Origin of the sequence: Shewanella sp. DNRA4, from assembly GCF_012843185.1 — a bacterium.
GTDB classification, from domain to species: domain Bacteria; phylum Pseudomonadota; class Gammaproteobacteria; order Enterobacterales; family Shewanellaceae; genus Shewanella; species Shewanella xiamenensis.
This window is the reverse complement of sequence record NZ_JABAIP010000013.1, coordinates 24,857-51,081: the sequence shown is the minus strand read 5'-3', so window position 1 is coordinate 51,081 and position 26,225 is coordinate 24,857. Positions and strand designations below refer to the sequence as shown.

At 47.3% G+C, this 26,225-nt stretch carries 22 protein-coding genes; 13 read left to right on the top strand and 9 right to left on the bottom strand.

Annotation, left to right across the window (positions count from 1 at the left end):
* Positions 1–7: 7 nt before the first annotated feature.
* Together HG547_RS14865 and HG547_RS14860 are read left to right on the top strand one after the other, a co-directional pair.
* Positions 8–1,846, top strand: a complete 1,839-nt coding sequence (locus HG547_RS14865) for a GGDEF domain-containing protein (protein WP_248278753.1) — start codon at positions 8–10, stop codon at positions 1,844–1,846.
* A 103-nt stretch (positions 1,847–1,949) separates the two neighbouring features.
* Positions 1,950–2,363, top strand: coding sequence for a YkgJ family cysteine cluster protein (locus tag HG547_RS14860; RefSeq protein ID WP_037423422.1), 414 nt, complete (start codon positions 1,950–1,952; stop codon positions 2,361–2,363).
* Here HG547_RS14860 and HG547_RS14855 read toward each other — a convergent pair.
* Positions 2,326–3,165: a transporter substrate-binding domain-containing protein gene (locus HG547_RS14855; RefSeq protein WP_169548246.1), complete on the bottom strand. Its 840-nt coding sequence runs from the start codon at positions 3,163–3,165 to the stop codon at positions 2,326–2,328. The two genes, HG547_RS14860 and HG547_RS14855, sit on opposite strands and share 38 nt — an antisense overlap.
* A 167-nt stretch (positions 3,166–3,332) precedes the next feature.
* On the opposite strand from HG547_RS14855, the gene HG547_RS14850 reads away from it, so the two are divergent.
* A complete protein-coding gene (locus tag HG547_RS14850; protein WP_037423329.1) occupies positions 3,333–4,649 on the top strand; it encodes a hemolysin family protein in 1,317 nt (438 codons plus the stop codon).
* A 56-nt stretch (positions 4,650–4,705) separates the two neighbouring features.
* Here HG547_RS14850 and ilvY read toward each other — a convergent pair whose 3' ends face one another.
* The gene (gene ilvY / locus HG547_RS14845; RefSeq protein WP_169548245.1) at positions 4,706–5,578 is read right to left on the bottom strand and encodes an HTH-type transcriptional activator IlvY; all 873 of its coding nucleotides are present in this window, start codon (positions 5,576–5,578) and stop codon (positions 4,706–4,708) included.
* Positions 5,579–5,774: 196 nt separating this feature from the next.
* On the opposite strand from ilvY, the gene ilvC reads away from it, so the two are divergent.
* From ilvC to HG547_RS14800, 9 genes are all read left to right on the top strand, one after another.
* On the top strand, positions 5,775–7,253 hold the full coding sequence (gene ilvC, locus HG547_RS14840) for a ketol-acid reductoisomerase (RefSeq protein WP_169548244.1): 1,479 nt from the start codon (positions 5,775–5,777) through the stop codon (positions 7,251–7,253).
* A 579-nt stretch (positions 7,254–7,832) separates the two neighbouring features.
* Positions 7,833–9,506, top strand: coding sequence for an acetolactate synthase 2 catalytic subunit (gene ilvG, locus HG547_RS14835; RefSeq protein ID WP_169548243.1), 1,674 nt, complete (start codon positions 7,833–7,835; stop codon positions 9,504–9,506).
* Complete coding sequence (ilvM, locus tag HG547_RS14830) at positions 9,503–9,763, top strand: acetolactate synthase 2 small subunit (RefSeq protein WP_037423344.1); 261 nt, start codon at positions 9,503–9,505, stop codon at positions 9,761–9,763. Before ilvG ends, ilvM begins: the two co-directional genes overlap by 4 nt.
* 80 nt (positions 9,764–9,843) lie before the next feature.
* On the top strand, positions 9,844–11,703 hold the full coding sequence (ilvD, locus tag HG547_RS14825; RefSeq protein ID WP_169548242.1) for a dihydroxy-acid dehydratase: 1,860 nt from the start codon (positions 9,844–9,846) through the stop codon (positions 11,701–11,703).
* Position 11,704: 1 nt separating this feature from the next.
* Positions 11,705–13,363 (top strand): threonine ammonia-lyase, biosynthetic, encoded by a 1,659-nt coding sequence (gene ilvA, locus HG547_RS14820; protein WP_169548241.1) that lies wholly within the window; start codon positions 11,705–11,707, stop codon positions 13,361–13,363.
* Positions 13,364–13,500: 137 nt separating this feature from the next.
* Positions 13,501–14,634 carry an alanine--glyoxylate aminotransferase family protein gene (locus HG547_RS14815; protein ID WP_169548322.1) on the top strand — a complete coding sequence of 378 codons (1,134 nt, stop codon included), beginning with the start codon at positions 13,501–13,503 and terminating at the stop codon, positions 14,632–14,634.
* Between the two features lies 1 nt (position 14,635).
* Entirely contained in the window at positions 14,636–14,929 is a 294-nt protein-coding gene (locus HG547_RS14810; protein WP_169548240.1) for a hypothetical protein, read from the top strand.
* A 947-nt stretch (positions 14,930–15,876) separates the two neighbouring features.
* Positions 15,877–16,587: an SLATT domain-containing protein gene (locus tag HG547_RS14805; RefSeq protein WP_099457333.1), complete on the top strand. Its 711-nt coding sequence runs from the start codon at positions 15,877–15,879 to the stop codon at positions 16,585–16,587.
* A 527-nt stretch (positions 16,588–17,114) separates the two neighbouring features.
* The gene (locus tag HG547_RS14800; protein WP_144345192.1) at positions 17,115–17,990 is read left to right on the top strand and encodes a Tim44-like domain-containing protein; all 876 of its coding nucleotides are present in this window, start codon (positions 17,115–17,117) and stop codon (positions 17,988–17,990) included.
* 229 nt (positions 17,991–18,219) lie between these two features.
* Here the strand turns inward: HG547_RS14800 and HG547_RS14795 are convergent, their stop codons facing one another.
* The 6 genes from HG547_RS14795 to HG547_RS14770 form a co-directional block, all read right to left on the bottom strand.
* Positions 18,220–18,558: a hypothetical protein gene (locus tag HG547_RS14795; protein WP_169548239.1), complete on the bottom strand. Its 339-nt coding sequence runs from the start codon at positions 18,556–18,558 to the stop codon at positions 18,220–18,222.
* A gap of 241 nt (positions 18,559–18,799) precedes the next feature.
* Positions 18,800–20,164 carry a sodium-dependent transporter gene (locus tag HG547_RS14790; protein WP_169548238.1) on the bottom strand — a complete coding sequence of 455 codons (1,365 nt, stop codon included), beginning with the start codon at positions 20,162–20,164 and terminating at the stop codon, positions 18,800–18,802.
* 336 nt (positions 20,165–20,500) lie between these two features.
* On the bottom strand, positions 20,501–21,001 hold the full coding sequence (locus HG547_RS14785; protein WP_169548237.1) for an Lrp/AsnC family transcriptional regulator: 501 nt from the start codon (positions 20,999–21,001) through the stop codon (positions 20,501–20,503).
* A 369-nt stretch (positions 21,002–21,370) separates the two neighbouring features.
* Positions 21,371–22,153 (bottom strand): phosphatase PAP2 family protein, encoded by a 783-nt coding sequence (locus tag HG547_RS14780; protein WP_047535285.1) that lies wholly within the window; start codon positions 22,151–22,153, stop codon positions 21,371–21,373.
* 117 nt (positions 22,154–22,270) lie between these two features.
* Entirely contained in the window at positions 22,271–23,749 is a 1,479-nt protein-coding gene (creD, locus tag HG547_RS14775; RefSeq protein ID WP_169548236.1) for a cell envelope integrity protein CreD, read from the bottom strand.
* Between the two features lie 162 nt (positions 23,750–23,911).
* Positions 23,912–24,439, bottom strand: a complete 528-nt coding sequence (locus HG547_RS14770; RefSeq protein WP_069454096.1) for a hypothetical protein — start codon at positions 24,437–24,439, stop codon at positions 23,912–23,914.
* Between the two features lie 235 nt (positions 24,440–24,674).
* Here HG547_RS14770 and HG547_RS14765 point away from each other — a divergent pair, with 235 nt between their 5' ends.
* Positions 24,675–25,841, top strand: a complete 1,167-nt coding sequence (locus HG547_RS14765) for a crosslink repair DNA glycosylase YcaQ family protein (RefSeq protein WP_169548235.1) — start codon at positions 24,675–24,677, stop codon at positions 25,839–25,841.
* Here the strand turns inward: HG547_RS14765 and HG547_RS14760 are convergent.
* A complete protein-coding gene (locus HG547_RS14760; RefSeq protein WP_023266073.1) occupies positions 25,838–26,203 on the bottom strand; it encodes a hypothetical protein in 366 nt (121 codons plus the stop codon). The two genes, HG547_RS14765 and HG547_RS14760, sit on opposite strands and share 4 nt — an antisense overlap.
* Positions 26,204–26,225 lie beyond the last annotated feature (22 nt).

Sequence of the window (26,225 nt, the reverse complement as noted above, 5' to 3'; positions counted from 1 at the left end):
GGTATTCATGAAGCATCGTAATCATTCCATCAGTCATAGAATGACGCTCACTATTATTGGGGTGAGCTCATTTTTTGCTGTCCTGACCATGCTGGTGCAGTTAGTGTGGAATTATCAAGAAAGCATTGATAATACAACTGCCGATATTCGTGAATATTCCGAATCGATCTTACCCACTATTGCTAAGTCACTTTGGGATGTGGACCATGGTCTGTTATCTGATTTGCTTTCAGGCTTGCGCATGATGCCGATGGTGTCGAGTGTCAATTTAGAGAGTATCGATGGCGTAGCCATGCAGTTGGGCAAGGCGATTCACGCTAAGGATTCCCGACAAACTCTGTTTCGTTACCCAATTATGTATCAGGAACAACAGATTGGTATGCTGACTGTCGGGCTGGATACGGACAAACTCTATTACGAATTATGGCAACAATTGATCATTATTGTCTTAGGCAATGGGCTTAAAACCTTACTGATGATTTATCTTATCCTTACGCTGGTGCGTTTATTGGTGACCAGTCGTTTATCGGAATTGGAGCGGTTTGCTAACCAGATAAATCTGAATGCATTACCTAAGTTAACCGTACCCGATAGTGTGGTGAGAAATCCTGATGAAATTGGTCATGTTGCTCAATCGCTTCAGGCTATGTATCAAAGAATTCGTAACGATCTTGCGGTTAATAAACGCCAAAAGCGTGCATTGCAGCAACAGCAAAGTCAGTTAGCACGTTTAGTTGATGAGCGGACTCAAGCGCTCAATTGGCAGTCCCAAGCTAGCCAACTGTTAGCTGAAATATCATTGCAATTTTTAACAGTGGAGACCCTTAACTTAGACAACAACCTTACTGAGGTTTGCCGTAAAATCGGGCGATTATTTGATGTCGAAAGGGTAAGCCTAATAGAGTTTAACCAACGACAGGTAAACTACCGTTGCGTTTGGTCTAGTGAACCTAATGTATCTGAAATTATTAGCATTTCTGCGGATGTTGTTACTTTGCTGGCACAAAAATTTGAGCAGGAATCGACATTAGTTATCGAGAATGTCGACTCATTGAAGCAAACATCGCCTGAAGAATACGGGTTACTTCGAGGTATTGGTATTTGCTCTATTGCCGCATTTGCCATGAAAAATGCCGATGAAATTGTCGGGCTATTATCGCTATCAATGGTTTCTCGGCCACTAAATTGGACTAAACAAAAAAAAGTGATGTTGACTCAGTTTTCCGCAGCGCTGAACGAGTTATTGCTGCGTGAAGAAAAAGAGCGACAGATGCTTAACTTACAGCAAGCACTGGTAACGGTGAATACGCAACTCAGAGTCATGGCTGAAACCGATGAATTAACTGGGCTGAGCAATCGACGCCCCTTTACACAAACACTCGACACATTACTCCATGGCAACACAGCAGTCGGTGTGTTGATGTTGGATATTGATTATTTTAAGAGTTACAACGACAACTACGGGCATATTGAAGGCGATGCTGTACTTAGGCGAGTGGCTCAGGATTTAAAAGGCTGTGAAATTTTACCACCCAATGCGCTGCTGGCGCGCATTGGTGGCGAAGAGTTTGCAGTTGTTTTAGCGAAAATCACACCTATCCAATTGGAAGCCATTGCTACCCAACTGTGCAATCAAGTCGCTGCATTGAATATTCCGCACTTGGGTGCACCTACCGGTAAGATTACTCTTAGTATTGGTGGAGTGTATTTACCACCGGATGCATTAAATGAACTCACCATTTCGAATGTATTACGCCGTGCCGATATCTGCCTTTATCGCGCTAAAGAGCGTGGTCGCAATACAGTGGTGATGGAGTCGCCTCAAACAGCGCTAGCTCATTCTTGAGCTTGTATTAGTCAAGCCTTGGTTCCGTCTGTGACCAGAGATTTATTTCTATTTGGGGCCTGTTATAATTGCCGCCCTTTATTGTTTATCTGAAGGTTTTGGTGTGTCAAAACGGAGCAAAAATACGGTAAATTCGGTATCGATTTTTAATATTGATGATTTATCAACTTGGCAAAAATATCGCAAAGGCCTGTGTGATACCTGCCATGCAACCTGTTGTACTTTGCCCGTTGAAGTGACCGTAAGTGACTTAGTGCGCATGGGTTTGGTGGATGACTTTGAAGCTGAAGGCGATCTTAAGGCGATTGCCAAGCGCCTCCAAAAAGCGCGTATTATTGACAACTATAACCATAAAACGGCGATTTTTACCCTTGCCCGTATGGCGAATGATGATTGCCTATATCTAGATGGTAAAACTCGCCGTTGTACTATTTATCACCAACGCCCTGAAACCTGCCGTAACCACCCACAAATTGGCCCTAAAGCGAATTACTGCCCTTATCGTCCCCGTGAGTAAGTTTTTGAATATGAAATTGATAGAGGGTTTCGAGTTGATGACTCTCCTGCATCGTTTTTACCTGCCGATTAAACTCATGAGCAATCAGCTCCTTATGGGCTGAATGTTTAGAAATCAGCATGTAAAACGCTTCTTGCTGAGCATTAGGAGAGATCTTTGATGCTAGTGCTTGAGGGAGTTGTGCAGCATGCGCCAAAGCTAGCGTGCCCGCCAGTATTTCTTTGCGGGCGAGAAAGAACTTACATCTTTGTTTTAGTAGCATTTCCGGTAAATGTCCTAGGGAATGTATTTCGCTAAGCGGAGTCTCTTTACGCCAGCCAAAATTATCGTAGTTGAATCCTTTAATGCCGCAAACCTTGCCAAAGTGAGCTAATTGATTGATATCATCGATATGAAACAGCGGGTCCAATTCAGCTTTTAAATAAAAATAACTTGGAGTGAGGTAATAATAAGCGATAGATGGGATATAATCAGTCGCTCTTTGTCGGTTGAGCGATGCGCTCATCGCAGCATCTATGCTGCCATTTTGGACGTCTTTTAAACAGCGGAGCCAAGGCAAAGCCAGTACTTCATAATCAATTCCAATGGGCTTAAAGGTGCGCTCTAGCAGGTCAATGTCGTAGCCGCTAAGCGTGGAAGTCTTAATACCATCTTGTCGAACAAAGTAATTAAATGGTGGATATTCAGTCTCTTCGACACAAAAGCGTAACCTAAATGGGGAAAGCTCATCGGCGCCATAGGTAACAGGCGAGAGCAGAATCACGCATAGTAAAGCGATTAGCGGATATAATGAACGCATCATACTCTTTAAGCTCAATGGCGATTATTAAAGTGTAGCAAAGGGTTATTTGCTGTACTGGGTCTTTATCGCGACATTCCAACCCTGTATCTGGGTAATATTTAACTGGCACGCGAAAATCACTGCGCGGGTTGGTGCAAGTAAGTCAAGTGTGAAATAAAAGGTGTTACATGAGTCTCTTAGATAACGTGATGATTATATTGTGTTTAATTGGTGCAAGTTGTTTCTTTTCCATGTCGGAAATTGCTTTGGCCGCATCACGGAAAATCCGTTTACGTCAGTTAGCCGATGAGGGCGATGCCAGAGCTGAAAAAGTGCTGCATTTACAGTCGTATCCCGGCAGCTTTTTTACTGTGGTTCAAATAGGCTTGAATGCTGTTGCCATCATGGGTGGTATTGTGGGTGAATCAGCATTTCGCCCCTATTTTTATCAATTCCTTTCACCTTGGTTGGCAGATCCTTGGCTGAGTCAGGTGAGCTTTGTGATGTCATTTGTACTTGTTACCAGTGCTTTTATTTTGGTCGCGGATTTAATGCCTAAGCGTATCGCGATGGCGATGCCAGAGCAGGTTGCTTTGGCCGTTGTTGGCCCGATGAGTTTTTGTATTACCGTGTTAAGACCATTAGTTTGGTTTTTTAATGGTATGGCCAGCGCGATTTTTAAGCTGCTACAAATTCCAACGGCTCGAAATGATGAAATCACCTCCGATGATATTTATGCGGTAATGAACGCTGGTGCTGAAGCGGGGGTGCTCGACAAGGGCGAGCAACAAATGATGGAAAATGTGTTTGAAATGCAGACCGTTTCAGTCACTTCTGCCATGACAGCTCGAGAGAGCTTAGTGTATTTCTTGCTGCAAGATAGCGAGGAGGATATCAAGCGTAAAATTGCTGAAGATCCCCATACTAAGTTTTTGGTCTGCGATGGCCAATTGGATATGGTCAAAGGTTTTGTTGACGCAAAGGAGCTGTTGATCCGTGTGATTAACGGCGAAAAAATTACCTTAAAAGACACCAGCCTTGTCCACACTTCGTTGATTATTCCTGACACTTTAAGTCTTTCTGAGGCGATGGAATACTTCAAAAATAGCCGCGCCGATTTCGCCGTGGTGATGAATGAATACGCCCTTGTGGTTGGGATTGTGACCACCAACGATTTACAACGTGCAGTGATGGGCGCTTGGTCGCTACACGAAAGCGAAGAGCAAATTATTGCCCGCGATGGTAATTCTTGGTTAGTGGATGGGGTGACGCCGATTACCGACGTCATGCGTGCTTTCGGTATTGAAGAGTTTCCCCACAGCCAAAACTACGAAACCATTGCCGGGTTTATGATGTATATGCTGCGCAAAATTCCTAAGCGCACCGACTTTGTTAATTACGCCGGTTATAAGTTTGAAGTGGTGGATATTGACGCCTACAAGGTCGACCAATTGCTGGTGACGCGTATTGAGGCTAATGATAAATTACAGTCGCCAGATACCTAATCTAGCGTAATAAAGTAGGGAAAACGGGACTCAGTCCCGTTTTATCTCCTGTAAGCTTAAATCGCCTCTAAAAACGCATTGACAATCGGATCGTCCAAGCGTTTGACCTTACAGCAACAGCCTAGTTCGAAGGGAGCAATACTGACTGGCGAAGGTAACAACTGAATACGATCCCGTACCGGACTGTTATTGATCACCACCTCAGGGCTAATGCTCACGCCGCAGCCGAGTGCCACCATAGATGCTATAGCTTCCTGTCCCGACACTTGGGCATAAATATTCGGACTAATCCCCATCTGTTTGAACCAATTATCGGCTCGGCGCCGCCCTGGTCCATGGTCAGGAATGATAAAAGGTACTCGTGACCAGTCTATCTGAGCTTGGTTAATCTGTTGCTGCACCGCACAGCGCATAGTGGGAGCGATTAATGAAAGCGGCACATCATCAATCTTGGCAAAATGCAGTGTGGCAGGAAAAGGATCCGGCAGCGCGGCAATGGCAATATCGGCACGATTTTGTTGTACCTCAGCCAGTGCATTAGCCGCATCTCCCGTGGTAAGCGCAATTTCGACAAAGGGATGCTCTTGGCGAAAACGCTCCAATAATTGCGGCAAATGGCTATAGGCTGCGGTGACTGAGCAATAGAGATTTAAGGTGCCACGTAGCACGTCCTGCTTAAGATCAATGCTGTGCCGCAAATTGCGCCAATGGTGCAATGTCTGCTCGGCGAACAATTTAAACTCACGTCCCGCATGGGTTAAGGTCACGCTGCGGTTATCCCGCTCAAACAGCTTTGCGTTCACTTCATCTTCGAGCCGCTGCAATGCGCGGCTTAAGGTCGAGGGACTGACATGCATCTGCTCCGCCGTCTTGGCAAAGTGCAAACTGTCACATAAGTGTAGGTACAATTTGAGGGTGCGTATGTCCATAACCTCGTCCTATTGGCCGCTTATCTGGGGTATTGAAACTGAAAATGACATTGCAAAAAACGCAATATGAGGTTTCGAATATATCATTTTAAGCAACGATAGCCATAGGTTATAGTGATTTCAATCACAACCAATCGTTAACAATAGGTTGATATTGGTTGAGTCCCCAATTCCCGACTGAAAGGTGGTATCTCAGATGGCTAACTATTTTAACTCTCTGAATTTGCGTCAACAATTAGCACAACTTGGTCAGTGCCGTTTTATGGACCGCTCTGAGTTTAGTGATGGCTGCAATTACATCAAAGATTGGAATATTGTGATTTTAGGCTGTGGTGCTCAGGGCCTTAACCAAGGTCTGAATATGCGTGACTCTGGGCTGAATATCGCTTACGCCCTGCGCCCTGAAGCCATTGCCCAAAAACGTGCCTCATGGCAAAAAGCCACAGACAACGGCTTTAAAGTCGGCACCTTTGAAGAGCTAATCCCGACCGCCGATTTAGTGCTGAACCTAACACCCGATAAGCAGCATTCCAATGTAGTGAGCGCAGTGATGCCGCTGATGAAGCAAGGCGCGACTCTATCTTACTCCCATGGTTTCAATATCGTTGAAGAAGGCATGCAGATCCGCCCCGATATTACAGTGATCATGGTTGCGCCTAAGTGCCCAGGCACCGAAGTGCGTGAAGAATACAAACGCGGTTTTGGTGTGCCGACCTTGATTGCAGTGCATCCCGAAAACGACCCAAATGACGATGGTTTAGACATCGCGAAAGCCTATGCGAGCGCCACAGGCGGTGACCGTGCTGGCGTGTTGCAATCCTCTTTTATCGCTGAAGTAAAATCGGATCTGATGGGTGAGCAAACGATCCTCTGCGGTATGTTGCAGACGGGTGCCATCCTAGGTTATGAAAAAATGGTGGCCGATGGTGTTGAGCCTGGCTATGCCGCTAAGTTAATCCAACAAGGTTGGGAAACCGTGACCGAGGCGCTTAAGCACGGCGGTATCACCAACATGATGGACAGACTGTCTAACCCTGCCAAGATTAAAGCGTTTGAAATTGCAGAAGATTTAAAAGAAATCCTGCAACCATTATTTGAAAAGCACATGGATGACATCATCAGCGGTGAGTTCTCTCACACTATGATGCAAGACTGGGCTAACGATGATGCGAACCTGCTGCGTTGGCGCGCCGAAACAGCCGAAACGGGCTTCGAAAATGCGCCTGTTTCGAGCGAGCATATCGACGAACAAACTTATTTCGATAAGGGTATTTTCTTGGTCGCGATGATCAAAGCGGGTGTGGAACTGGCGTTCGACACTATGGTGTCTGCGGGGATTGTTGAAGAGTCGGCTTACTATGAGTCACTGCATGAAACACCGCTGATCGCTAACACCATTGCCCGCAAACGTCTGTACGAGATGAACGTGGTTATCTCCGATACCGCAGAATACGGTTGTTATCTGTTCAACCATGCCGCCGTGCCACTGCTGCGTGAATATGTGAATGCCATGTCGCCAGAGTATTTAGGTGCGGGTCTGAAGGACAGTTCTAATAGTGTTGATAATCTGCAATTAATCGCGATTAACGATGCGATTCGCCACACAGCTGTGGAATATATTGGTGCCGAACTTCGTGGCTATATGACTGATATGAAAAGTATTGTTGGAGCTTAATGGATAAAAGCCGAGCCCCTAAGGATGTGGGGCTTGGCGTGACAAATTGATTCCTGCTTCGTTGGTTGTCGAGCGGGCAAAACTGACATGGGTTAGTCGGCGTTTTTCGCCACTAACGCGATTTTGTTAACGTTTTACTTTGTTGTTTTGCATTGTCTCGGCAGGGAAGCTGAATTTTTTTGACATTAGAAAATTTTTTATTGTGTTTGGCTGTCGCTTTATGGTAAAGCTAATAGCTCGCGGCGGGGTAAGCCTCCTGCCGTAAGCCGTCTCAGTCAGGGACGCAAGAATTAACGCGATACTCATATAGAATACCGATTAGGAATCCATATTGATGTTTAACCAAGCTGCCAAGCTCATTCTCGTGATTATTACCGTCGTGATTATTAAATCACAGCGGGGGCGGCGCATGGCAAACTGGTAGACCTAAAAGGTTAAAAGTTTCGAAAGAACCCCCCGCTCCGAAAGGACCGGGGGGTTCTTCGTTTTCAGGCCCCAGGTTTTGGGACTTACATTTCGAACCAGCACAGATTACGAGTCGATTTTCGACAATTCAGAATTAAGGTAGCGAGAGAAAATATGGAACCAGGGCAGATGATAAGAGGCGCAGACGCGGTTATAAAAGTGTTGGCAGCACATGGTGTTACCACAGTATTTGGTTACCCAGGTGGTGCCATTATGCCAATCTACGATGCCCTCTATGGAAGCCCTGTCGAACATCTCTTAAGCCGCCACGAACAAGGCGCCGCCTTTGCCGCCGTAGGTTACGCCAGAGCCAGTGGTAAAACCGGCGTATGCTTTGCCACCTCTGGCCCTGGCGCCACTAACTTAATCACTTCACTTGCCGATGCGCTGCTCGATTCTGTGCCTGTTGTCGCTATCACAGGTCAGGTTTCAACCGCTGTGATTGGCACAGATGCGTTTCAAGAGATTGATGTGTTGGGGATGTCGCTAAGCTGTACCAAGCACAGTTTTATGGTGACGGATGTCAACGATCTTATCCCAACCTTGTACCAAGCTTTTGAAATCGCTGCATCGGGTCGCCCTGGCCCAGTGCTGGTGGATATCCCCAAGGATATCCAAATCGCTCACCTTGAATACCGTACACCGTTACTGGCCGTGACCAATGAACCTCAAGCCGAGATGAGTGATATCGACGCTGCCCGTGCGCTGTTGGCGCAAGCAAAGCAACCTATGCTGTACGTGGGCGGCGGTGTGGGGATGGCGGGGGCGGTCGATCAGTTGCGGGATTTTATCAAAGCCACGGGTATGCCATCGGTCGCCACGTTAAAAGGTTTGGGCAGCATCGCCCATGGTACGCCCGGTTATTTAGGCATGTTAGGTATGCACGGCGGTAAGGCGGCCAACCTAGCGGTGCAGGATTGTGATTTATTAGTGGTTGCGGGTGCGCGCTTTGATGACCGAGTAACAGGCCGTTTAGCGACTTTTGCCAACAAGGCCAAAGTCATTCATTTAGATATCGACGCCGCCGAGCTGGGTAAATTACGCCAGCCGGATGTGGCTATCGCCGGGGATTTACGCCAGATTTTCCCCGCCCTTGCTATGTCGCTGGATATCACTCCTTGGCAAGCAGAGGTTGAACATCTTGCCCGTAAACATCAATGGGATTATCAACATCCCGGCAGCTTAATCTATGCCCCCGCTATGCTGCGCCGTTTAGCCAATAAACTGCCCGAAGACAGTGTAGTGTGCTGCGATGTGGGCCAGCATCAAATGTGGGTTGCCCAGCATATGTGGTTCCGTCGCCCTGAAGATCATTTATCCAGCGCAGGTTTAGGCACTATGGGCTTTGGTTTACCCGCCGCTATCGGCGCCCAAGTGGCTCGCCCCGATGCAACTGTGGTCACAGTGTCTGGCGATGGCTCTTTTATGATGAACGTGCAGGAGCTGACCACCATCAAGCGCCGCAAATTACCGGTGAAGATCCTACTTATCGACAACCAAAAACTGGGGATGGTGAAGCAGTGGCAACAGCTATTTTTTGAAGAACGCTACAGCGAAACCGATTTATCTGACAATCCTGATTTTGTGTTATTGGCCTCAGCATTTGATATTCCTGGCCGCACGATTTTCTCTTCCGATGAAGTGGAGGAGGCCTTAACCGAAATGTTAGCGGCTAAGGGCCCGTATTTGTTACACGTTGCAATTGACGATGCTTTTAACGTTTGGCCACTGGTGCCCCCAGGCGCATCAAACAGCGATATGATGGACGAAATGGAGAAACAAACATGATCCACTCTCTGGAATTAACGGTTCAACAACGCCCCGAAGTGCTTGAGCGTGTTTTGCGCGTGACTCGCCATCGTGGTTTTACGGTCACCCAAATGCAGATGCGGATGAACGACGATGCGAGTCTGTCACTGGATATGGAAGTAGATAGCGAGCGCGCCATTGAGCTGCTCAGCAATCAATTGAATAAATTGATTGATGTCACTCAATGCAAGGTCTTGTTACCGCTAAACTTGCAGCAACAAAAAGTACACGCATAAGCATCCAGTGGCTGCGGGCATTAGCGCTGCAGCAAGGCCCTAAGGGCACGATTTTCGATTTGAGATAAGGGATAGAGTCAATGCCAAAGTTACGTTCAGCAACCAGTACCGAAGGCCGCAATATGGCGGGTGCCCGTGCGCTATGGCGCGCCACAGGGGTGAAAGACAATGATTTTGGTAAGCCGATTATTGCGATTGCCAACTCCTTTACTCAGTTTGTTCCCGGCCATGTGCACTTAAAAGATATGGGTTCTCTGGTGGCGGGCGCCATCGAAGAAGCGGGCGGTATTGCCAAAGAATTCAACACCATCGCCGTCGACGATGGTATCGCCATGGGTCACGGTGGCATGCTCTACAGTCTGCCTTCGCGGGAGCTTATCGCCGATAGTGTGGAATATATGGTCAATGCCCACTGTGCCGATGCGCTGGTTTGTATCTCTAACTGCGACAAAATCACCCCCGGCATGTTGATGGCGGCGCTGCGCCTCAATATCCCCGTAGTATTTGTTTCGGGCGGGCCGATGGAAGCGGGTAAAACCAAACTGTCGGACAAACTTATTAAGCTCGATTTAGTCGATGCCATGGTGGCCGCGGCCGACTCGAGTGTGAGCGATGAAGATAGTGCCAAGATCGAGCGTAGTGCTTGCCCGACATGTGGTTCCTGTTCGGGCATGTTTACCGCCAACTCGATGAACTGTTTAACCGAAGCCCTAGGCCTGTCGCTGCCGGGCAACGGCTCCATGCTCGCGACCCATAGCGACCGCCGCGAACTGTTTTTAGAAGCGGGTCGCCGCGTGATGGCACTGACCAAACGTTACTACGAACAAGATGATGTCTCGGCACTGCCGCGCAACATCGCCAGCTTTAAAGCCTTTGAAAACGCCATGGCGCTAGATATCGCCATGGGCGGTTCGTCCAATACTGTGTTGCACTTATTGGCTGCGGCGCAGGAGGCAGACGTGGCATTCACTATGGACGATATCGACCGTATGTCGCGCCAAGTGCCGCATCTGTGCAAGGTGGCGCCGTCGACCGCTAAATACCATATGGAAGATGTGCACCGCGCCGGTGGCGTGATGGGCATCTTAGGCGAGTTAGACCGCGCCGGACTACTGCATACCGATGTGCCACATGTTGCTGCCGATGCGGGCGGCAATCTCAAGTCGGTGCTCGCCAAGTACGATGTCATGCAAACCCAAGATGACAGAGTAAAACAATTCTTTATGGCGGGACCTGCGGGCATTCCTACCACTAAAGCCTTTAGCCAAGACTGCCGCTGGTCATCGCTGGACGATGACAGGCGTGAAGGTTGTATCCGTAGCCGCGAATTTGCCTTCAGCCAAGAGGGCGGTTTGGCCGTGTTATCGGGCAATCTGGCGGACAATGGCTGTATCGTTAAAACTGCCGGTGTGGATGAATCTAACCTGACCTTTATCGGCAGCGCTCGGGTGTACGAAAGCCAAGATGACGCAGTCGCTGGCATCTTAGGTGGCGAAGTGGTGGCGGGTGATGTGGTGGTGATTCGTTACGAAGGGCCAAAAGGCGGCCCAGGCATGCAAGAAATGTTGTACCCCACCAGTTACTTAAAATCCCGCGGCTTAGGCAAGGCTTGCGCGCTAATTACCGACGGACGTTTCTCTGGTGGGACATCCGGCTTATCCATCGGCCATGTGTCGCCTGAGGCGGCGGCGGGTGGCACGATTGCCTTGATTGAAAACGGCGATCGCATTGAAATCGATATTCCTAAGCGCAGTATCAAGCTCGCTGTGAGTGATGCCGAATTGGCTGCGCGCCGTGAAACCATGCTCGCCCGTGGGCCAATGGCGTGGAAACCGCTTTCGCGTCAGCGTTATGTGTCGATGGCGCTTAAAGCCTACGCCATGCTTGCCACCAGTGCCGATAAGGGCGCGGTGCGCGATCGCAGTAAGTTGGAGGACTGATATGTTATCTCTCGCATCGTCGCAAACGGAGCAGGCTGAAGCCCAGTCTTCTCAAGCTCAGTCCGATAAGGCGCAGTCGGGCACTTATGCCTTAGAAAAGAGTCAGCTTGCGCAAAGCTACCTGCAAAAAATCTTGCTGTCGTCGGTTTATGATGTTGCGAAAGTGACGCCACTCTCAAGCCTGAATAAACTCTCGGCGCGTTTGGGCTGCCAAGTGTTTTTAAAGCGTGAGGATATGCAGCCAGTGCATTCCTTCAAGCTGCGCGGCGCCTATAACCGCATTGCTCAGTTGAGCCAAGCTGAATGCCAACGCGGCGTGGTGTGTGCCTCGGCGGGCAACCATGCCCAAGGCGTAGCCATGTCGGCGGCCAGTCGTGGTGTGGATGCAGTGATTGTGATGCCCGAAACCACGCCGGATATTAAAGTCGATGCGGTGCGCCGCTTGGGTGGCAATGTGGTATTGCACGGCCAAGCTTTCGATCAAGCTAATGGTTTTGCGATGGCAATGGCGCAGCAGGAAGGCCGAGTGTATATCGCCCCCTTCGATGACGAAGCCGTTATCGCTGGTCAAGGCACCATTGCCCAAGAAATGCTGCAACAGCAGCGCGACCTTGAAGTGATTTTTGTGCCCGTGGGCGGTGGCGGTTTAATTGCTGGGATTGCTGCTTATTACAAGGCTGTGATGCCACAGGTTAAAATCGTTGGCGTTGAGCCTGAAGATGCGGCCTGCTTAAAGGCGGCGATGGAAGCGGGCGAGCCGGTGACGCTGGCGCAAGTCGGTTTATTTGCCGATGGTGTGGCGGTTAAGCGTATCGGCACTGAGCCATTTCGTGTCGCCAAGCTGTGTGTAGATGCCGTGGTGACGGTCACGTCCGACGAAATCTGCGCAGCAGTGAAAGATATTTTTGAGGATACCCGCGCCATTGCCGAACCTGCGGGCGCCTTATCCTTGGCTGGGCTTAAAAAATATGTCAGCACCAATGCTACGGGTGAAAGTGGTCGCGGTGAGAAGGTCGCGGCGATTTTAAGTGGCGCGAATGTGAACTTCCACAGCCTGCGGTATGTGTCGGAGCGCTGCGAGCTGGGTGAGCAAAAAGAGGCTGTGCTGGCGGTTAAAGTGCCCGAGCGTCCGGGGAGCTTCCTGCGTTTTTGTGAGCTGCTCGAAAAGCGGGTGATGACCGAATTTAATTATCGCTTTAGCAGCCGCGATATGGCGGTGGTGTTTGCGGGTATTCGCCTAACCAAAGGTCAGGGTGAGCTAGAACAAATTATCAATACCTTAGAAGACCATGGCTTTGAGGTGCAGGACTTATCCGGTGATGAAACCGCGAAATTGCATGTGCGTTATATGGTCGGTGGTCATCCGCCAGAGCCATTAGAGGAGCGCCTATTTAGCTTCGAGTTTCCCGAGCATCCCGGTGCGCTGCTGAAGTTTTTAACCACCTTGCAGAGCAAGTGGAATATCAGTTTATTCCATTACCGTAATCACGGCGCAGCCTTTGGCCGAGTGCTGGCGGGGTTTGAAGTGCCCGAGGGCGATGCCTTGCCGTTTCAGCAGTTTTTAACTGAGCTGGGATTTGTCTATCAAGAAGAGACGCAAAGCCCTGCTTATCAGCTGTTTTTGAATGCCGGAAAAGGGAAAAACAACCTGCCTGTGTAGTCACTTAGCGTTAGGTTACAACTTAGGCTAAAGGAGGGGCGCACAGGCGCCCCTTTTTGTGGTAATTTGGTTTAACAAATCAAGAGTGAATGCTCTAATAATAGTCAGACCTCGACCCTACGCATTAAGGAGACATGATGTTACCTGCACCGCATTTTTCTGCCTTTAATCCCCCTCGCCGCATTTTGATGGGCCCTGGTCCATCGGATGTTTATCCCGAAGTGTTAGCCGCGCAGGCAAGACCGACCGTCGGCCACCTCGACCCATTGTTTGTCGCTATGATGGATGAGCTTAAAAGCCTGATCCAATATGCGTTTCAAACCAAAAATGAAATGACGATGGCGGTGTCAGCACCCGGCAGTGCGGGCATGGAAACCTGTTTTGTGAACTTAGTCGAACCCGGCGAAAAGGTGATTGTCTGCCGCAACGGCGTGTTTGGTGAGCGTATGCGCCAAAACGTCGAGCGCGTTGGTGCAATTGCCGTGCTGGTGGATAACGAATGGGGCACACCGGTCGACCCTGCTGCCGTTGAAGCGGCGTTTAAGGCCAACCCCGATGCTAAATTCCTTGCTTTTGTGCACGCCGAAACCTCAACAGGCGCGTTAAGTGACGCTAAAACCCTGTGCGCGCTGGCGAAGCAATACGGCTGTTTATCGATTGTCGATGCGGTGACTTCCCTTGGTGGCGTGGAGTTAAGGGTTGATGAATGGGGCATAGATGCCATTTATTCTGGCAGCCAAAAGTGCCTTTCCTGTGTACCGGGTTTATCACCCGTGTCTTTCTCACCCGCTGCGGTAGAAAAGCTTAAAAACCGTAAAACGCCAGTGCAAAGTTGGTTCCTCGATCAAAGTCTGGTGATGGCCTATTGGACCAGCGCGGGCGGTAAGCGCAGTTATCACCACACCGCGCCTGTTAATGCGCTTTATGCCCTGCACGAGTCGCTGCGTTTATTGGCGGCCGAAGGTTTAGAAAATGCGTGGAAGCGTCATCAAGACATGCATTTAGTGCTGCGCGCAGGCCTTGAAAAACTTGGCCTGAAGTTTGTCGTCGCCGAAGATTCGCGCTTGCCGCAGCTTAATGCCATTTATATCCCCGAAGGTGTTGACGATGCCGCGGTGCGTGCGCGTCTACTCAAGGATTACAACCTTGAAATCGGTGCAGGCCTTGGTGCACTTGCAGGTAAAGCGTGGCGCATTGGTTTAATGGGCTTTGGTGCCCGTCGTGAGAATGTCGCGCTCTGTTTGCGCGCCCTAGAAGAGGTGCTGAACTAATATGTCTGTTTCGCGTATAGGGATGTTACGCAGAGTGAGTTTGCGCTTAGTTAGCTCACGTTTGTTGATTGGCGGTTTGATTCTGATCTTAAGTGGTTGTGCTTCCAGCAATATGAGCAATGCCAGTTGTGATTTTGTGCGAGGTACAGCAGGTAATCAGAGTCAACGCGAGGCCAGCGGTGATGATAGCAATGCCCGGCAGATGGATGTGGGCATCGGGATGTTAACCGCTATCTTCGGCAGCATTAGCCGAGCACTTTCTTCCGATGACTCATCGGATGGAAAGTGTTTGTAACTTAGTTAGTTTTAGCTGTCTTTGATAGTTTATAAATCCCCGTAATGCGGGGATTTTTATAAGGTCAGCGAAGTTTTTGATGCAGAAAATATAGATTAAGCACAGTCATTCCTGTGACTCGCCGTGAATATGTCCCTATAGGCTCGACGGCGGCATCCATGCCGCCAACGGTCACTTCCATGACAGTGCCTAATCCAGTTAAGGCTTTGCTATACCTGATAGTCCGTTATTTACAACTAGGGTATGCCAAGAATTTAACAATGGGCGGCTCGCTTAAATTGCCGCAGCATTAGTCGAGCACTTTCTTCCGATGATAAATCGGATGGAAAGTGTTTGTAACTGAGTTTTAGTTGTCTTGGATAGTTTATAAATCCCCGTAATGCGGGGATTTTTACTTTTCTGCTGGTTGCACTTAGTTGATATATTCTGAAATCATCCAGAATAATGTTCAGCGGGCTTTTGAGGATTCTCGGCTTTAAAGTTGTACTTTATTAAACATACTTGCGGTCTAACGGCCGAGGTTAATCAAAGTCGTGGGGCTTCACCCCCTGATTTTTAATCAAGAGTCGACCAAAAGGGGAAAAGCGCCTATTCCCCTTTTGGCTTATCTATAAAACATGGCCCGGCGTCCCCAACGGAGTTGAAAGCCCCTTGGGCATTAAGCATCCTTATGCTATCACGTCAGACGCTCGTCCCTGATTCGACTGACGCTATCTCGGCATCCATGCCTCGCTCACGCAACGACCGCAAATGCCCTGCGGCAACTCCGAGGGGATGGTGAAATTCTGTAGCTTCGGTGTTGGCTATTAATACCAAGTGCGTTTTGCATGCACTATCTTTTATTAAGGGTGTCTGCCAGTAATTCTAAGTTACAGGAAAATTGAAAACAGGGTATGCTATTGATTTACAATAAATAACAAAATTTACTAGCATTCATGGAATCAAAAATGGATAAGAAAAAGCGAATAGAAATTGCAAACCTAGAGATCGATTGCAAAATTGGAAAAGATAGGCACTTTATAGCCGCCGACAGAAAAAATAAGCTCAGAATTGGATTAGGGATATTTGCCGTTATAGGTTCTGCAATAATCGCTTCTGGTATTGGGGAAACTTTTTTAAAATTTTTAGGCGCGTTCTTATCACAGGAAAATAATAAATCATCTTTATTTTTAGAGTTTCTTGGACATATCCTCCCTCTCTTAGTTGGTATTTCAACTGCAATAATTGGTTTTTTGGGGTTGGAAAAGCAAACTGCTCAACATCGCTTTGTTGGTAACTCTTATATAGAAATAGCAAGGAAATCAAGGTCTATTTTAAATTCTATAAATGAAAACAATTCTGTCGAAAAAGAAGCTGAATATGCATTGTTGATGGAAAAATATCTTGACATAAACAAAGAGGGAGAGGCGTGCCCAACAAATGATAACGATAATAAAAAAGCTATGTCGATGAATTCAAAAAAGAGAGAGGCTATAAAATCAAAAATAGCAGAATTTGAAAAAGAAACATTAGATATAACAGAAAAACGATACGAGAAAAAAGACTCTGCAAGAAAGCTAATTTACCTTGCGTTGAAATTTAGAATGGTTTCTTTTTTTGCCTGGATAAAGCTTATACGTAAGTCTGACTATAAAAGGTATTTAAGAAATATGAGGTAAAATTTTTATTGGCAGGAACCCCTTGGAAAATTTTAGAAAAATAGAGTGTTAGTGCTCTTTTTAAATATGAATGACTCTAAAAGATAGGACATGCATTTTTTTCACTATGGCGACTGTGTTAATGACTCTTCCAAAGCTATATCTACTTAGATGGTACTTAGATCTTGGCTTCGGGTTTCGGAGTTCTGGCTATCAGGATACACGGAAGTTAACGGGATTAAGCACTGGCATGTAAGTGACCGTTCGTGACAGGGATGTCACGGTCGAGCACACAGGGATGTGCTTGCTGCGTGTCACTGGAATGACAGTGCTTAATCGATTCTCACGTCATTCATAGCCGAATAATCATATCGTTAGAAGCATTCTTAGTTGAGTCAAGTTGAACAAGCAGTGAGGAAGTCCACACGACTTTGATTTAGAAGAACAAACGAAGTTTGTAAGCCTAGGCCCCTCTTTTGATAGTTGACATATAATGTCATCCCGCTATGATGCCTGCACCTCTGGTTATACATACAAAGATCTTATAAATGAAAAAGTTATTTATTATGCTGGCGATGATTTTTGCGGTTAGCTTGGCTGCTAGTCCAGTCGCAGAAGCAAAAAAATTCGGCAGTAATAAGTCTATTGGCAAAAGTCATCAAACGGCGCCGGCTCAGCCTGCGGCAACCAATACCCCTACAACCCCGCCTACCGCTGCGCCAGCACCTGCTGCGGGCAAGAAAGGTATGATGGGCGGCATGTTAGGCGGTTTATTAGCGGGTGGCTTATTGGCTGCGCTATTTATGGGCGAAGGTTTTGAAAATATTCAATTTATGGATATTTTGATTATCGCGCTGTTGGCATTCGTGCTGTTTAAAATTGTCCGTACTCTGATGGCTTCAAAAGCCAGTACCCAGCCAAGACCTGCCTACGCAGGTGCGGGTCAACCTAATCCGAATCTGCAACGCCAGCAAGTGGAACAAACCGGTTTTGCTAGCAGTGCAAACAATGGCAGCAATGGTTTTGCTCAAGCGGCGAGCACAGTGCCTTTCCATTTGCCTGTGGGGTTTGATTTACCTAGCTTTTTAGAAGGCGCGCGTAGTCATTACAAAACCCTGCAAGTAGCATGGAACGAAAACGATTTAAGCAAAATTCAAGAGTATGTTTCGATTGAGCTTTTTAATGAACTCAGCAACCAACGCCGTGAGCTCGTTGGCGAACAGCATACAGAAGTGATGTTTTTAGATGCTGAACTGGTCCGCGCGACACACAATGCTAATCTGGCGGAAGTGAGTGTTAAGTTTAGCGGCCGCTACCGTGATACGGTTGAAGGTGTCGAAGAAGACATTAAGGAAATCTGGCATTTAGAGCGTAACCTTACACAAGCCAACGCGCCTTGGTTAATCGTGGGTATCGAGCAGTAATCTGTCCGCCTTCAAAAGCAGCCTTTATCTCTTAAGGCTGCTTACATTCCCTTTCGCGTCAATCCAGCCTTCCCTCAGTAGTTCAACGTTATTGATTGAAAAATCGCTTATCATTACTTTGACTATTTTACTAATATGGCTATACAGTCGTTGCGAGACGAGCTGTAATTAAGTCACTCACTATGATGGCTATTGTTTGTAGATTATATTTTATAGTGCTGATTTTTCGTTAAGTTGAGGTGCCAGTCGATGGAGAGATAAGGTAGAGGCCAAAATCAGTTAAACCTTGTACTATTCCTAATTGAATTACAAATACTACTAATGTAAAAGTTAAACCTTTACCAAAGGATAGTTGAAAGATTTTGCTGTAAACTACTGATATTGCAATATATGTCACGATTAGCCCAAGCAACCCTTTGATAGCAATAACTATTGTGAATGCTAGTATTGTTCCAATCGTAACGGCTAAACCACAATGTATAATACTTTTATTTTCTGCTTCAAATAACTCAGCTCCAATTTTTACTGGAACAATCGTTATTAATGTCAAGATGAGCCACGCTAGCATAATAAAATCCATTTTATAAGAAAGTCTATTACAAAATTAATCTGTAACGTTTAAAGGAAGTCAATTTAAATTGCTCCATTGTGAGGGATTATACTTATAGAAAAATAAAGTGCTATACCTTATGTATTTTTTAAGGTGGTTAGCATTATATATTTAAACATAATAAAATGGTGGGCTTAGTTTTTGATGAGGAGCTAACAATCCCCGAATTCAGTATGGATTGTTAGCGTTTGGAAAGAGGTTACACAAATTGCCTGATCGCGATCGCGATGATTAGTACTGGGCAAACATACTTCACGTATCTTGGCCAAATGCGCCAGAAAAACCCCGTGGCATCGACATCCTCTTGTCCACTTATCGCCTTGAGTAACTGGCTTTGGCGCCAAATCCAACCTAAGTAAATCGCAATACCGAGGGCTACCAGCGGTTGGGCCATTTGCGTGGTTAGCATGATAGTGAAACTAAATAGCGTCTCAAAAAATACCGCCAGTAATAAGGATAATGAGGTCAACAATAGGCCGATGATCAAGGTAGCACGTTGGCGGCTGAATCCACATTTTTGCATCACATAACTCGTTGGCACCTCGGCGATGGAAATGGCTGACGTCAGGCCGGCGATGATCAGCAGCATAAAGAACACTACGCTAATAATGAGGTTGGCCGTGTCGCCTAGGGTTGAGAATAAGGCGGGTAAAACAGTAAAGACCAATGCATCCGAATCGATCAACTTGCCTTCTGCACTAAAAATCTGCACGCCATTATGCTGGGCCACATACATGGCTGGGATGATTAAAAAGGCGGCGAGAAAGGCGATGCCGCTATCGGTAAAGGCAACCCAGATGGTTAATTTGGCAATATTCTCTTTTTGGCTCAAATAGCTGCCATAAACCATCATGGCACCAGTGCCTATGGTGAGTGAGAAAAAGGTCTGTCCGAGTGCGCTCAGCAAGGTATCTGGCGCGATAGCCTTGGCAACGTTAGGCGTTAATAGTGCGGTAATGCCTTCACTCGCGCCATTGAGGGTGAAGATATAGGTCACACCCGCGATCAGCATGATCAACAATAGCGGCATTAAGCGTTTAGACCATTTTTCGATACCTTCTTGTACGCCCTGCAGCAATACCAAAAATACCAGCGCGCTAAAAATTAGCGTGAACACCAGATTGCGCGACAGCGAGAAATCCACTAGCCAAGCGGCGGTATCGTGCGAGCCCATAGCCGTGGCAATTGGGGCGATGGCGTAGCTCACAAACCAGCCAGAAAGAATGCTGTAGAAGGTGTAGATCAACCCTGCTGTTACGATAGAAATTAATCCTATTGTCTTGCCTAAATTGCGGCTGAGCGAGTTGCAACCGAGTTTACCCATGGCATCGGCGGGGTTGGTTTGTCCGTGGCGACCAATCATAAGTTCAGCCATCAGCATGGGAATGCCTAGGATAAAAATCAGTACTAGGTACACCAGCAAAAAGGCACCGCCGCCATGGGTTGCCGCTTGGGTGGGGAATCCCCAAATGTTGCCGACACCAACGGCACTGCCGGCTGCCGCCATAATAAAACCTAAGCGTGAGCTGAAATGGTTAGTCGAATTTGTATTGGCCGATTGCATGGTGCCTCCCGTAAAAAGAAGGCGTATCTTAGGCGGATAAATAAGAAGTTCAACGCAATTTTAGTGCGTTAAATTGATGTTAATCAGCAATTATTATTCGTATTTTGCTTTAATTTTGGTGTTAAATTTTGATTTGTGGTGAGGTTCGAGATTATGTTGCTCGTGGCGGTGGCTGACTGCCTCGCTTTAGCGATTAATTGCGATGGTAAAAACCTAATAAATTGTGATCTTATCGCTAAAAATACCTTTCGCAGGATGAGCTACTTGGGGTAGCGACGCTGCAACTATAGCTGCATTGGTCTCACGCTATCGCAGCGGCCGTCACTTTTACTGCGCTTAGGGTTCAATGGTGATATGGCTTAAGGGGATGGCCGTGTGCTCCTTGACCTTTTTCAACACGAAGCTGGAATGCACACCTGCGATATGCACATTGGTGGTGAGTTTATCTAACAGAAAAGTACGAAAGTGCGCCATATCTTGGACTAACACTTTGAGTTGATAGTCGGCTTCAGAACCGGTGATCAGCGCGCATTCTTGGACTTCTTCGTAGCCCTGTATATTGGCTTCAAATTGGTTGAGGATTGCTGGCGTGTGTTTTTCCATCCTTACATGGATATACGCAGTCAAATGTAGGTTGAATTTATCCGCTGACAGACGCGTGACATAATCGGCAATATAACCCGCTTCTTCTAGGGCTTTAACGCGGCGTGAGCAAGGGGACGGCGACAGGCCGACTTTCGTTGCCAGTTCAAGATTCGATAACCTGCCGTGGGTTTGCAGTAAACGCAAAATGGTTAAATCGAGTTGGTCGAGTTTATATGGGTGAGTTTCAGTCATGGAAAATTTAGGGGTAGCGGACTCTACCCCTAGTTTGCCAGTGTTAGCGCTGTTTGCCAAAAATCTTGTGTAATACCAATCACATTAAATATCTAATCAGTTCAGAGCCTCACAGGCATTTCAATCCAAGGCGCATTGACGCAGAAATGGTCATTCCCTTTTAAGTCAATGCAACACCGGAGTGGGATGCCTGTGAGGCTCCCGAAGGGCGGGGTTGAACGTGCTTTATACTGCGTTTAAGGCTTTCGACAGAGCACCACTATGCCTTCAAGCCTTCGCCTTGTCTAAAGCGCGTTTAACTCCCGCTGAATGAACAGATATTTAATACGATTGGTATAAAGGTCTGATGGCGAATTGTCGCTCTAGGCGTTATTGCGAAGAGGTTTTCGCAAACCTTTGCGTGAATAGACGCATTTTACTGACCAAAAATATGCTTAAGCTGCTGATGATAGCGGCCAGTAGGGTGGAAAAGAGCACATCCTGCGGCCAGTGCATGCCGAGTAGCATACGGCTTAGGCCCATCAATAATCCCCAAACCAATAACGCACTGGTGAATAGAGGTAAACCCGCTAAAAGCAGATAGTAGCTGGCGGTTAGCACTAAGGTTACGGCAAAAATGGTGTGTCCAGACGGGAAGGAATAGCCGATTTCATCTTCCCAATGTTGGTGGATTTTTGGGGACAGTTTTACCGCTGAGGTTCTCGTTTGCAGCTCGGTCAGCGCCTCAGCAATGGCCTGTGAGCGTTCTGGTTTTGCGAGTTGATAGAAGGTTTGCGGAGTTAACTGTGCATCATCTGGGAGTGCTTGCTCAGATAGGTATACCAGATTGGGCCTTGGCTCTTTAAAAAAACTTTTAAGGGCATGGCTAGTGCTTAGGCTTAATACTTGGCTTAGGCTGATGGCTAAAAACAAGTTAATAAATAATGCTTTAGGCATATAACAATAGGCAAGCGCCAACACGACTAAAACAGTCGCAACACCATAGGGCGCTGTGCCGGTTGTGGTGAGCCAGTACAAGGCTCTGGCTAAGGGCGATTGTAGATCGAGCAACGGAAATAATTGATTTTGCGTAAGTAACAGTAGGCTTGGAATCGCTGCTAGCAGTAACCATACAAGCACCAAACGACGTAAAAGATAGGCTGGATGAGTCAAAATATTCGCCTCCGAGTAAACGCAATAGGCTACATGTCACATGTGGTCTTGCCAATAAAAAAATCCCGACAGCAAAAAGTGCGCTGTCGGGGGTCTTCAAGGGTGGAGCGGTAGGTGCTATTGCACTGTGTCCTTGGGTTGATGACGGGTTACGAACATCAAAATCAGTAAAACCACTAATAACAAGCCAGTACCCATCAGTAGGGCGTAATCTTCTAATTGCAGTATTGAGTACAACACCGCATACAAGCTCACCAGCATAGTGCCTACTATCGCGCCACGTTTAACGCTAGCTGTGGCACTGCCCACATAGGCGGATACCGACAGTACAGGAATACAGGCGGCGATCAGATAGGCTTGCAGGAAGGCAAGATGCTCCGAGAGTGACAGTAACAGCAGGTAGAACAGGGCCATCGCGCTGCCTACTAGCATATATTGCACAGTGCTTAGGCTGGTCTTTTGTCCCAGTTCAAAAATAAATAACATGATAAAAGTCAGTACGATAAACAGCAGGCCGTATTTAACTGAGCGCTCAATCTTGCCGTAATGGGTTACAGGTTCAAATAACATGGCATTGGCCACGACTTCGGTAAGCGTCGACTGATTACTCTTAATAAACTCCTGCGGGTAGTTGCGAGTTAAGTGACTGATATTCCAGTTGGCGGTAAATCCGTTGGCAGTGATTTCGCGCTCTGCTGGGAGTAAGCCTTTAAAACTCGGGTGCGGCCAGTCGGCATGGATATTCAACAAGGTTTGCTCGCCTAATGGCAGGGCACTAATCGACTGAGAGCCGCGCAGTGTCATGGCAAAGTTCACGCTAAAATCACTTGCTTCGCCGACTTGGAGCCCTTGGTTAAAGCCTTTCTCTAGACCGCCAGTCGTCAAGCCAGTGCCCGACATCAGCGAGCCAGAGAGTAAGACTGAATCGCCTGTCACCTCAATCTTTTCTACTTTATCAATTGCTTGGTTTGATGACACACCAAAGACTAAACGGGCATTTTTGTTATCAAAGGCGATAAGGTTAGGAATGTCATAACGATTTAAGCGAAAGTCAGCCTGCCCCGTAAGCGCCGCGTTATACACCAGCGATTGATAAATGCCACGGGTACGGAAATCATGTTTTAGGTCTAAATCGAGAGTGAGCTTTTTCGGCAGAATCACCAGCTCATCTTGATAGGTGCGCTTCACTTCGTGGCGGGTTTTGCCGTCGTTACTGACTTCTTCCTGCATCACAAAATAACTGTAGGGGATTACCAACGCTGGGCCCGAGAGGGTTTGCTGCTCGCCCCATGAGCGGCCGATTTCATCGACCACACTGTTGTAAAGCATTTCGCGATCGGACGTCATATCCATAATGATCCCGAGCGGTAGCAAGGCCACAATCGACAGTATGCCAATGGTGATGGCTTTTAATAAGGTGGTGTTTTTTAATGCCGTTCCCTTTGCAGTGGTTGCTGCCCACGACTCTTGTGTTGACATATCGGTTCCTTGATCACGATTGAGTTTTTTAAGGAGTGCGCGCGCCACTAAATAGATAGCGCCGCCAAACAGCGCCAAACTCAGTAACGTGAGCACCCAGAAAATAATGTTAAACATGGATTTCATTCCCTATGAAATACGCGCGAGTCGCCATTGCATACTGTTGGGCTAACTCGATATTACGGCGGGTATTAAAGCAGATTTGCCCACGGAAGTTGCGGGCAAGTTGCTGATCAATAGTGGCAAAATTATGGCAATCGCCTTTAAGTGCGCTAAAACCTATTTTGAACTGGTGCGTTGTTTGCCAAATTTCGGGTGTTTAGCCTCAAAGTCATCTTCCTTGCGGATATGTTTGAGTAGCACCTCAAGACATTCCTTAAAGACATCGATTTCTTCGGAGTATACGGCGGCATGGTGTGAAAACCATTGGTGTTTTTCACGCTCACGATTATTGCAGTCCGGCCAAATACGTAGCTCATACTCATCGTTTATCACGACAATTGCATAGTCGATTGCGCCATTGCTAAAGGTGATGCATTGGGGCAGATACACGGGCGCTTCACCTTTGAATAGCTCGTACCAAATGGCTTCACTGCGCCAAGAGACTATGGGTAAAGGCGCTTTGATAGAGCAGCCAATCGATTGATGTTGGTTAAACAGGACTGCCTTAATATCATCGATGCTGAAAGGTTGCAACTCGCCATTCTTTTCACCGAGTGAGTACAGCATATTCATTAAAAATGGCAGTTTAGTACCATTGCCAGTTTTACGGCCGCAGAGTTTGGCTTCGCGGTAATAGATATTCATTCATCAATCCTTAATGAGGGGCTAACCTTTGTAAGAGGGAGTTGTTTGACTCGAGGTAAGCGATAGCCCTAAGCGAGGAAATGCCATATGTTAACTCAAGTTGTACGCGAGCTGACAAATTCACGCTAAGTTTACGAAATATCCGACAAAAGTAAGAGGATTATCCTTTTGATCATCTGTCAGTCATGGCATCAATCTTTGGGCGCAATTGTTTTTGAGCATTTTGGGAGAATTTATGTCGAGTCCTTTTTCACCCCGTGAGTGGTTGCAATTGAATATGCAACAGCAGGGCTTATTACAACCGCAGACTTCGGTCTGTGAGCTGATTAGCCGTCTCGGGTATGTGCAAATCGATTCGATTAATGTGGTCGAGCGGGCGCACCACCATGTGTTGCATAGCCGGATACCACAGTATCAACCGCAGATGTTAGATACTGCGCTGGCACAGGGCGAGATTTTTGAATATTGGTCCCATGCGGCGGCATATTTACCCATTGCCGACTACCGTTTTAGTTTGCAACGTAAACAACAGCTGCAAAATGGCGGCAAACATTGGTTTGAGCCAGACGATAACGCGATGCAGGAAGTGCGTGCCCGCATTCGCGCCGAAGGACCACTTAAAGCTAGTGACTTTGAACATGCCGAAGGCAAAAACGGTGCCTGGTGGGATTGGAAGCCCGCCAAAAAGGCGCTAGAGCAGTTGTTTATGCGCGGCGAGTTAATGGTGGTGCGGCGGGAGAAATTTCAAAAATGCTATGATTTGACTGAGCGCGTGCTCCCAAGTCATATCGATACCCAAGCGCCGAGTGAGACCGAGTTTGCTCGCCATTTGATTGAGCGTTATCTCGATGCCCATGCCTTTGGTTCAGCGGCACAAATCGCTTATCTGCGTAAGGGCATAAAAACACATGTGTCCGAACAATTAGCCGCAATGCATTACCAAGGTGAGTTGGCAAGCTTTAAGGCTGAAGGGCAATGGTATTTTTACCGCCCTGAGTTGCAGTTAACCGCTGCAATGCCCAACCGAGTGTGGTTACTCAATCCCTTCGATAATCTATTAATTCAGCGGCAGCGATTAAAGCAATGGTTTGATTTTGATTACCAAATTGAAGTCTATGTGCCCGCCGAAAAACGCCAATATGGCTATTACTCCCTCGCGATTTTGTGGCGTGACTGCTTTGTTGGTCGAGTGGATGTTAAAGCCGAGCGGCAAAGCGGTTTACTGTTATTACAACAGCTGACCTTAGAAGAGGGATTTAGCGGCATGGATGATGACTTCTGTGCAGCATTTGAGGCGGCAGTTGCTGAGTATGCGCGCTTTAATGGTTGCAGCCGCTGGAAGCTGGTGAAGGCTAACCATAAGGCATTCAAACAACTATACGCACGGCAGCAGAAGATCTAATCGGGATCTTTGTCGTTATCTGGGCATTTGTTTTTAGATGGTACATCCATCCAGCGAAAGCACAGGTACAGCAGTGCTAAAAAGAGCAGCGGCAGGGTGGCATAGGCTAAGGATAATGAACCGTTCTCACCGCGCGCGAGCCAGTAGCAGGGAATATACACTAAGGGATAGGCAAGGGTTCCCCACAGAAAACTCTTATTCATCAGCCGGTAAAACCAGTGCACGTTAATCGTGGTTCTGCTGGCAAGTCCCATCAGGCTGGCGAGGACTACAAAGGGATAGCTGAGCAGTGGCAGGCCGCCAAGGAGCAATAATCCCCAAAGCAGATAGTCTTGATAGTGTGTGCTGATTGCGATATCCATTGTCTTCTTCCCTGACGATTCG

What these genes read in the sequence shown, in the direction of transcription:
- HG547_RS14850 (WP_037423329.1), top strand. Translation starts at nt 3,333, where the DNA reads ATGAGTCTCTTAGATAACGTGATGATTATATTGTGTTTAATTGGTGCA.
- HG547_RS14760 (WP_023266073.1), bottom strand. Translation starts at nt 26,203, where the DNA reads ATGGATATCGCAATCAGCACACACTATCAAGACTATCTGCTTTGGGGA.
- HG547_RS14810 (WP_169548240.1), top strand. Translation starts at nt 14,636, where the DNA reads ATGTCTGTTTCGCGTATAGGGATGTTACGCAGAGTGAGTTTGCGCTTA.
- HG547_RS14785 (WP_169548237.1), bottom strand. Translation starts at nt 21,001, where the DNA reads ATGACTGAAACTCACCCATATAAACTCGACCAACTCGATTTAACCATT.
- HG547_RS14855 (WP_169548246.1), bottom strand. Translation starts at nt 3,165, where the DNA reads ATGATGCGTTCATTATATCCGCTAATCGCTTTACTATGCGTGATTCTG.
- HG547_RS14865 (WP_248278753.1), top strand. Translation starts at nt 8, where the DNA reads ATGAAGCATCGTAATCATTCCATCAGTCATAGAATGACGCTCACTATT.
- ilvM (WP_037423344.1), top strand. Translation starts at nt 9,503, where the DNA reads ATGATCCACTCTCTGGAATTAACGGTTCAACAACGCCCCGAAGTGCTT.
- HG547_RS14770 (WP_069454096.1), bottom strand. Translation starts at nt 24,439, where the DNA reads ATGAATATCTATTACCGCGAAGCCAAACTCTGCGGCCGTAAAACTGGC.
- ilvG (WP_169548243.1), top strand. Translation starts at nt 7,833, where the DNA reads ATGGAACCAGGGCAGATGATAAGAGGCGCAGACGCGGTTATAAAAGTG.
- HG547_RS14795 (WP_169548239.1), bottom strand. Translation starts at nt 18,558, where the DNA reads ATGCTAGCGTGGCTCATCTTGACATTAATAACGATTGTTCCAGTAAAA.
- ilvA (WP_169548241.1), top strand. Translation starts at nt 11,705, where the DNA reads ATGTTATCTCTCGCATCGTCGCAAACGGAGCAGGCTGAAGCCCAGTCT.
- ilvY (WP_169548245.1), bottom strand. Translation starts at nt 5,578, where the DNA reads ATGGACATACGCACCCTCAAATTGTACCTACACTTATGTGACAGTTTG.
- ilvC (WP_169548244.1), top strand. Translation starts at nt 5,775, where the DNA reads ATGGCTAACTATTTTAACTCTCTGAATTTGCGTCAACAATTAGCACAA.
- HG547_RS14790 (WP_169548238.1), bottom strand. Translation starts at nt 20,164, where the DNA reads ATGCAATCGGCCAATACAAATTCGACTAACCATTTCAGCTCACGCTTA.
- HG547_RS14815 (WP_169548322.1), top strand. Translation starts at nt 13,501, where the DNA reads ATGTTACCTGCACCGCATTTTTCTGCCTTTAATCCCCCTCGCCGCATT.
- HG547_RS14805 (WP_099457333.1), top strand. Translation starts at nt 15,877, where the DNA reads ATGGATAAGAAAAAGCGAATAGAAATTGCAAACCTAGAGATCGATTGC.
- creD (WP_169548236.1), bottom strand. Translation starts at nt 23,749, where the DNA reads ATGTTTAACATTATTTTCTGGGTGCTCACGTTACTGAGTTTGGCGCTG.
- ilvD (WP_169548242.1), top strand. Translation starts at nt 9,844, where the DNA reads ATGCCAAAGTTACGTTCAGCAACCAGTACCGAAGGCCGCAATATGGCG.
- HG547_RS14800 (WP_144345192.1), top strand. Translation starts at nt 17,115, where the DNA reads ATGAAAAAGTTATTTATTATGCTGGCGATGATTTTTGCGGTTAGCTTG.
- HG547_RS14765 (WP_169548235.1), top strand. Translation starts at nt 24,675, where the DNA reads ATGTCGAGTCCTTTTTCACCCCGTGAGTGGTTGCAATTGAATATGCAA.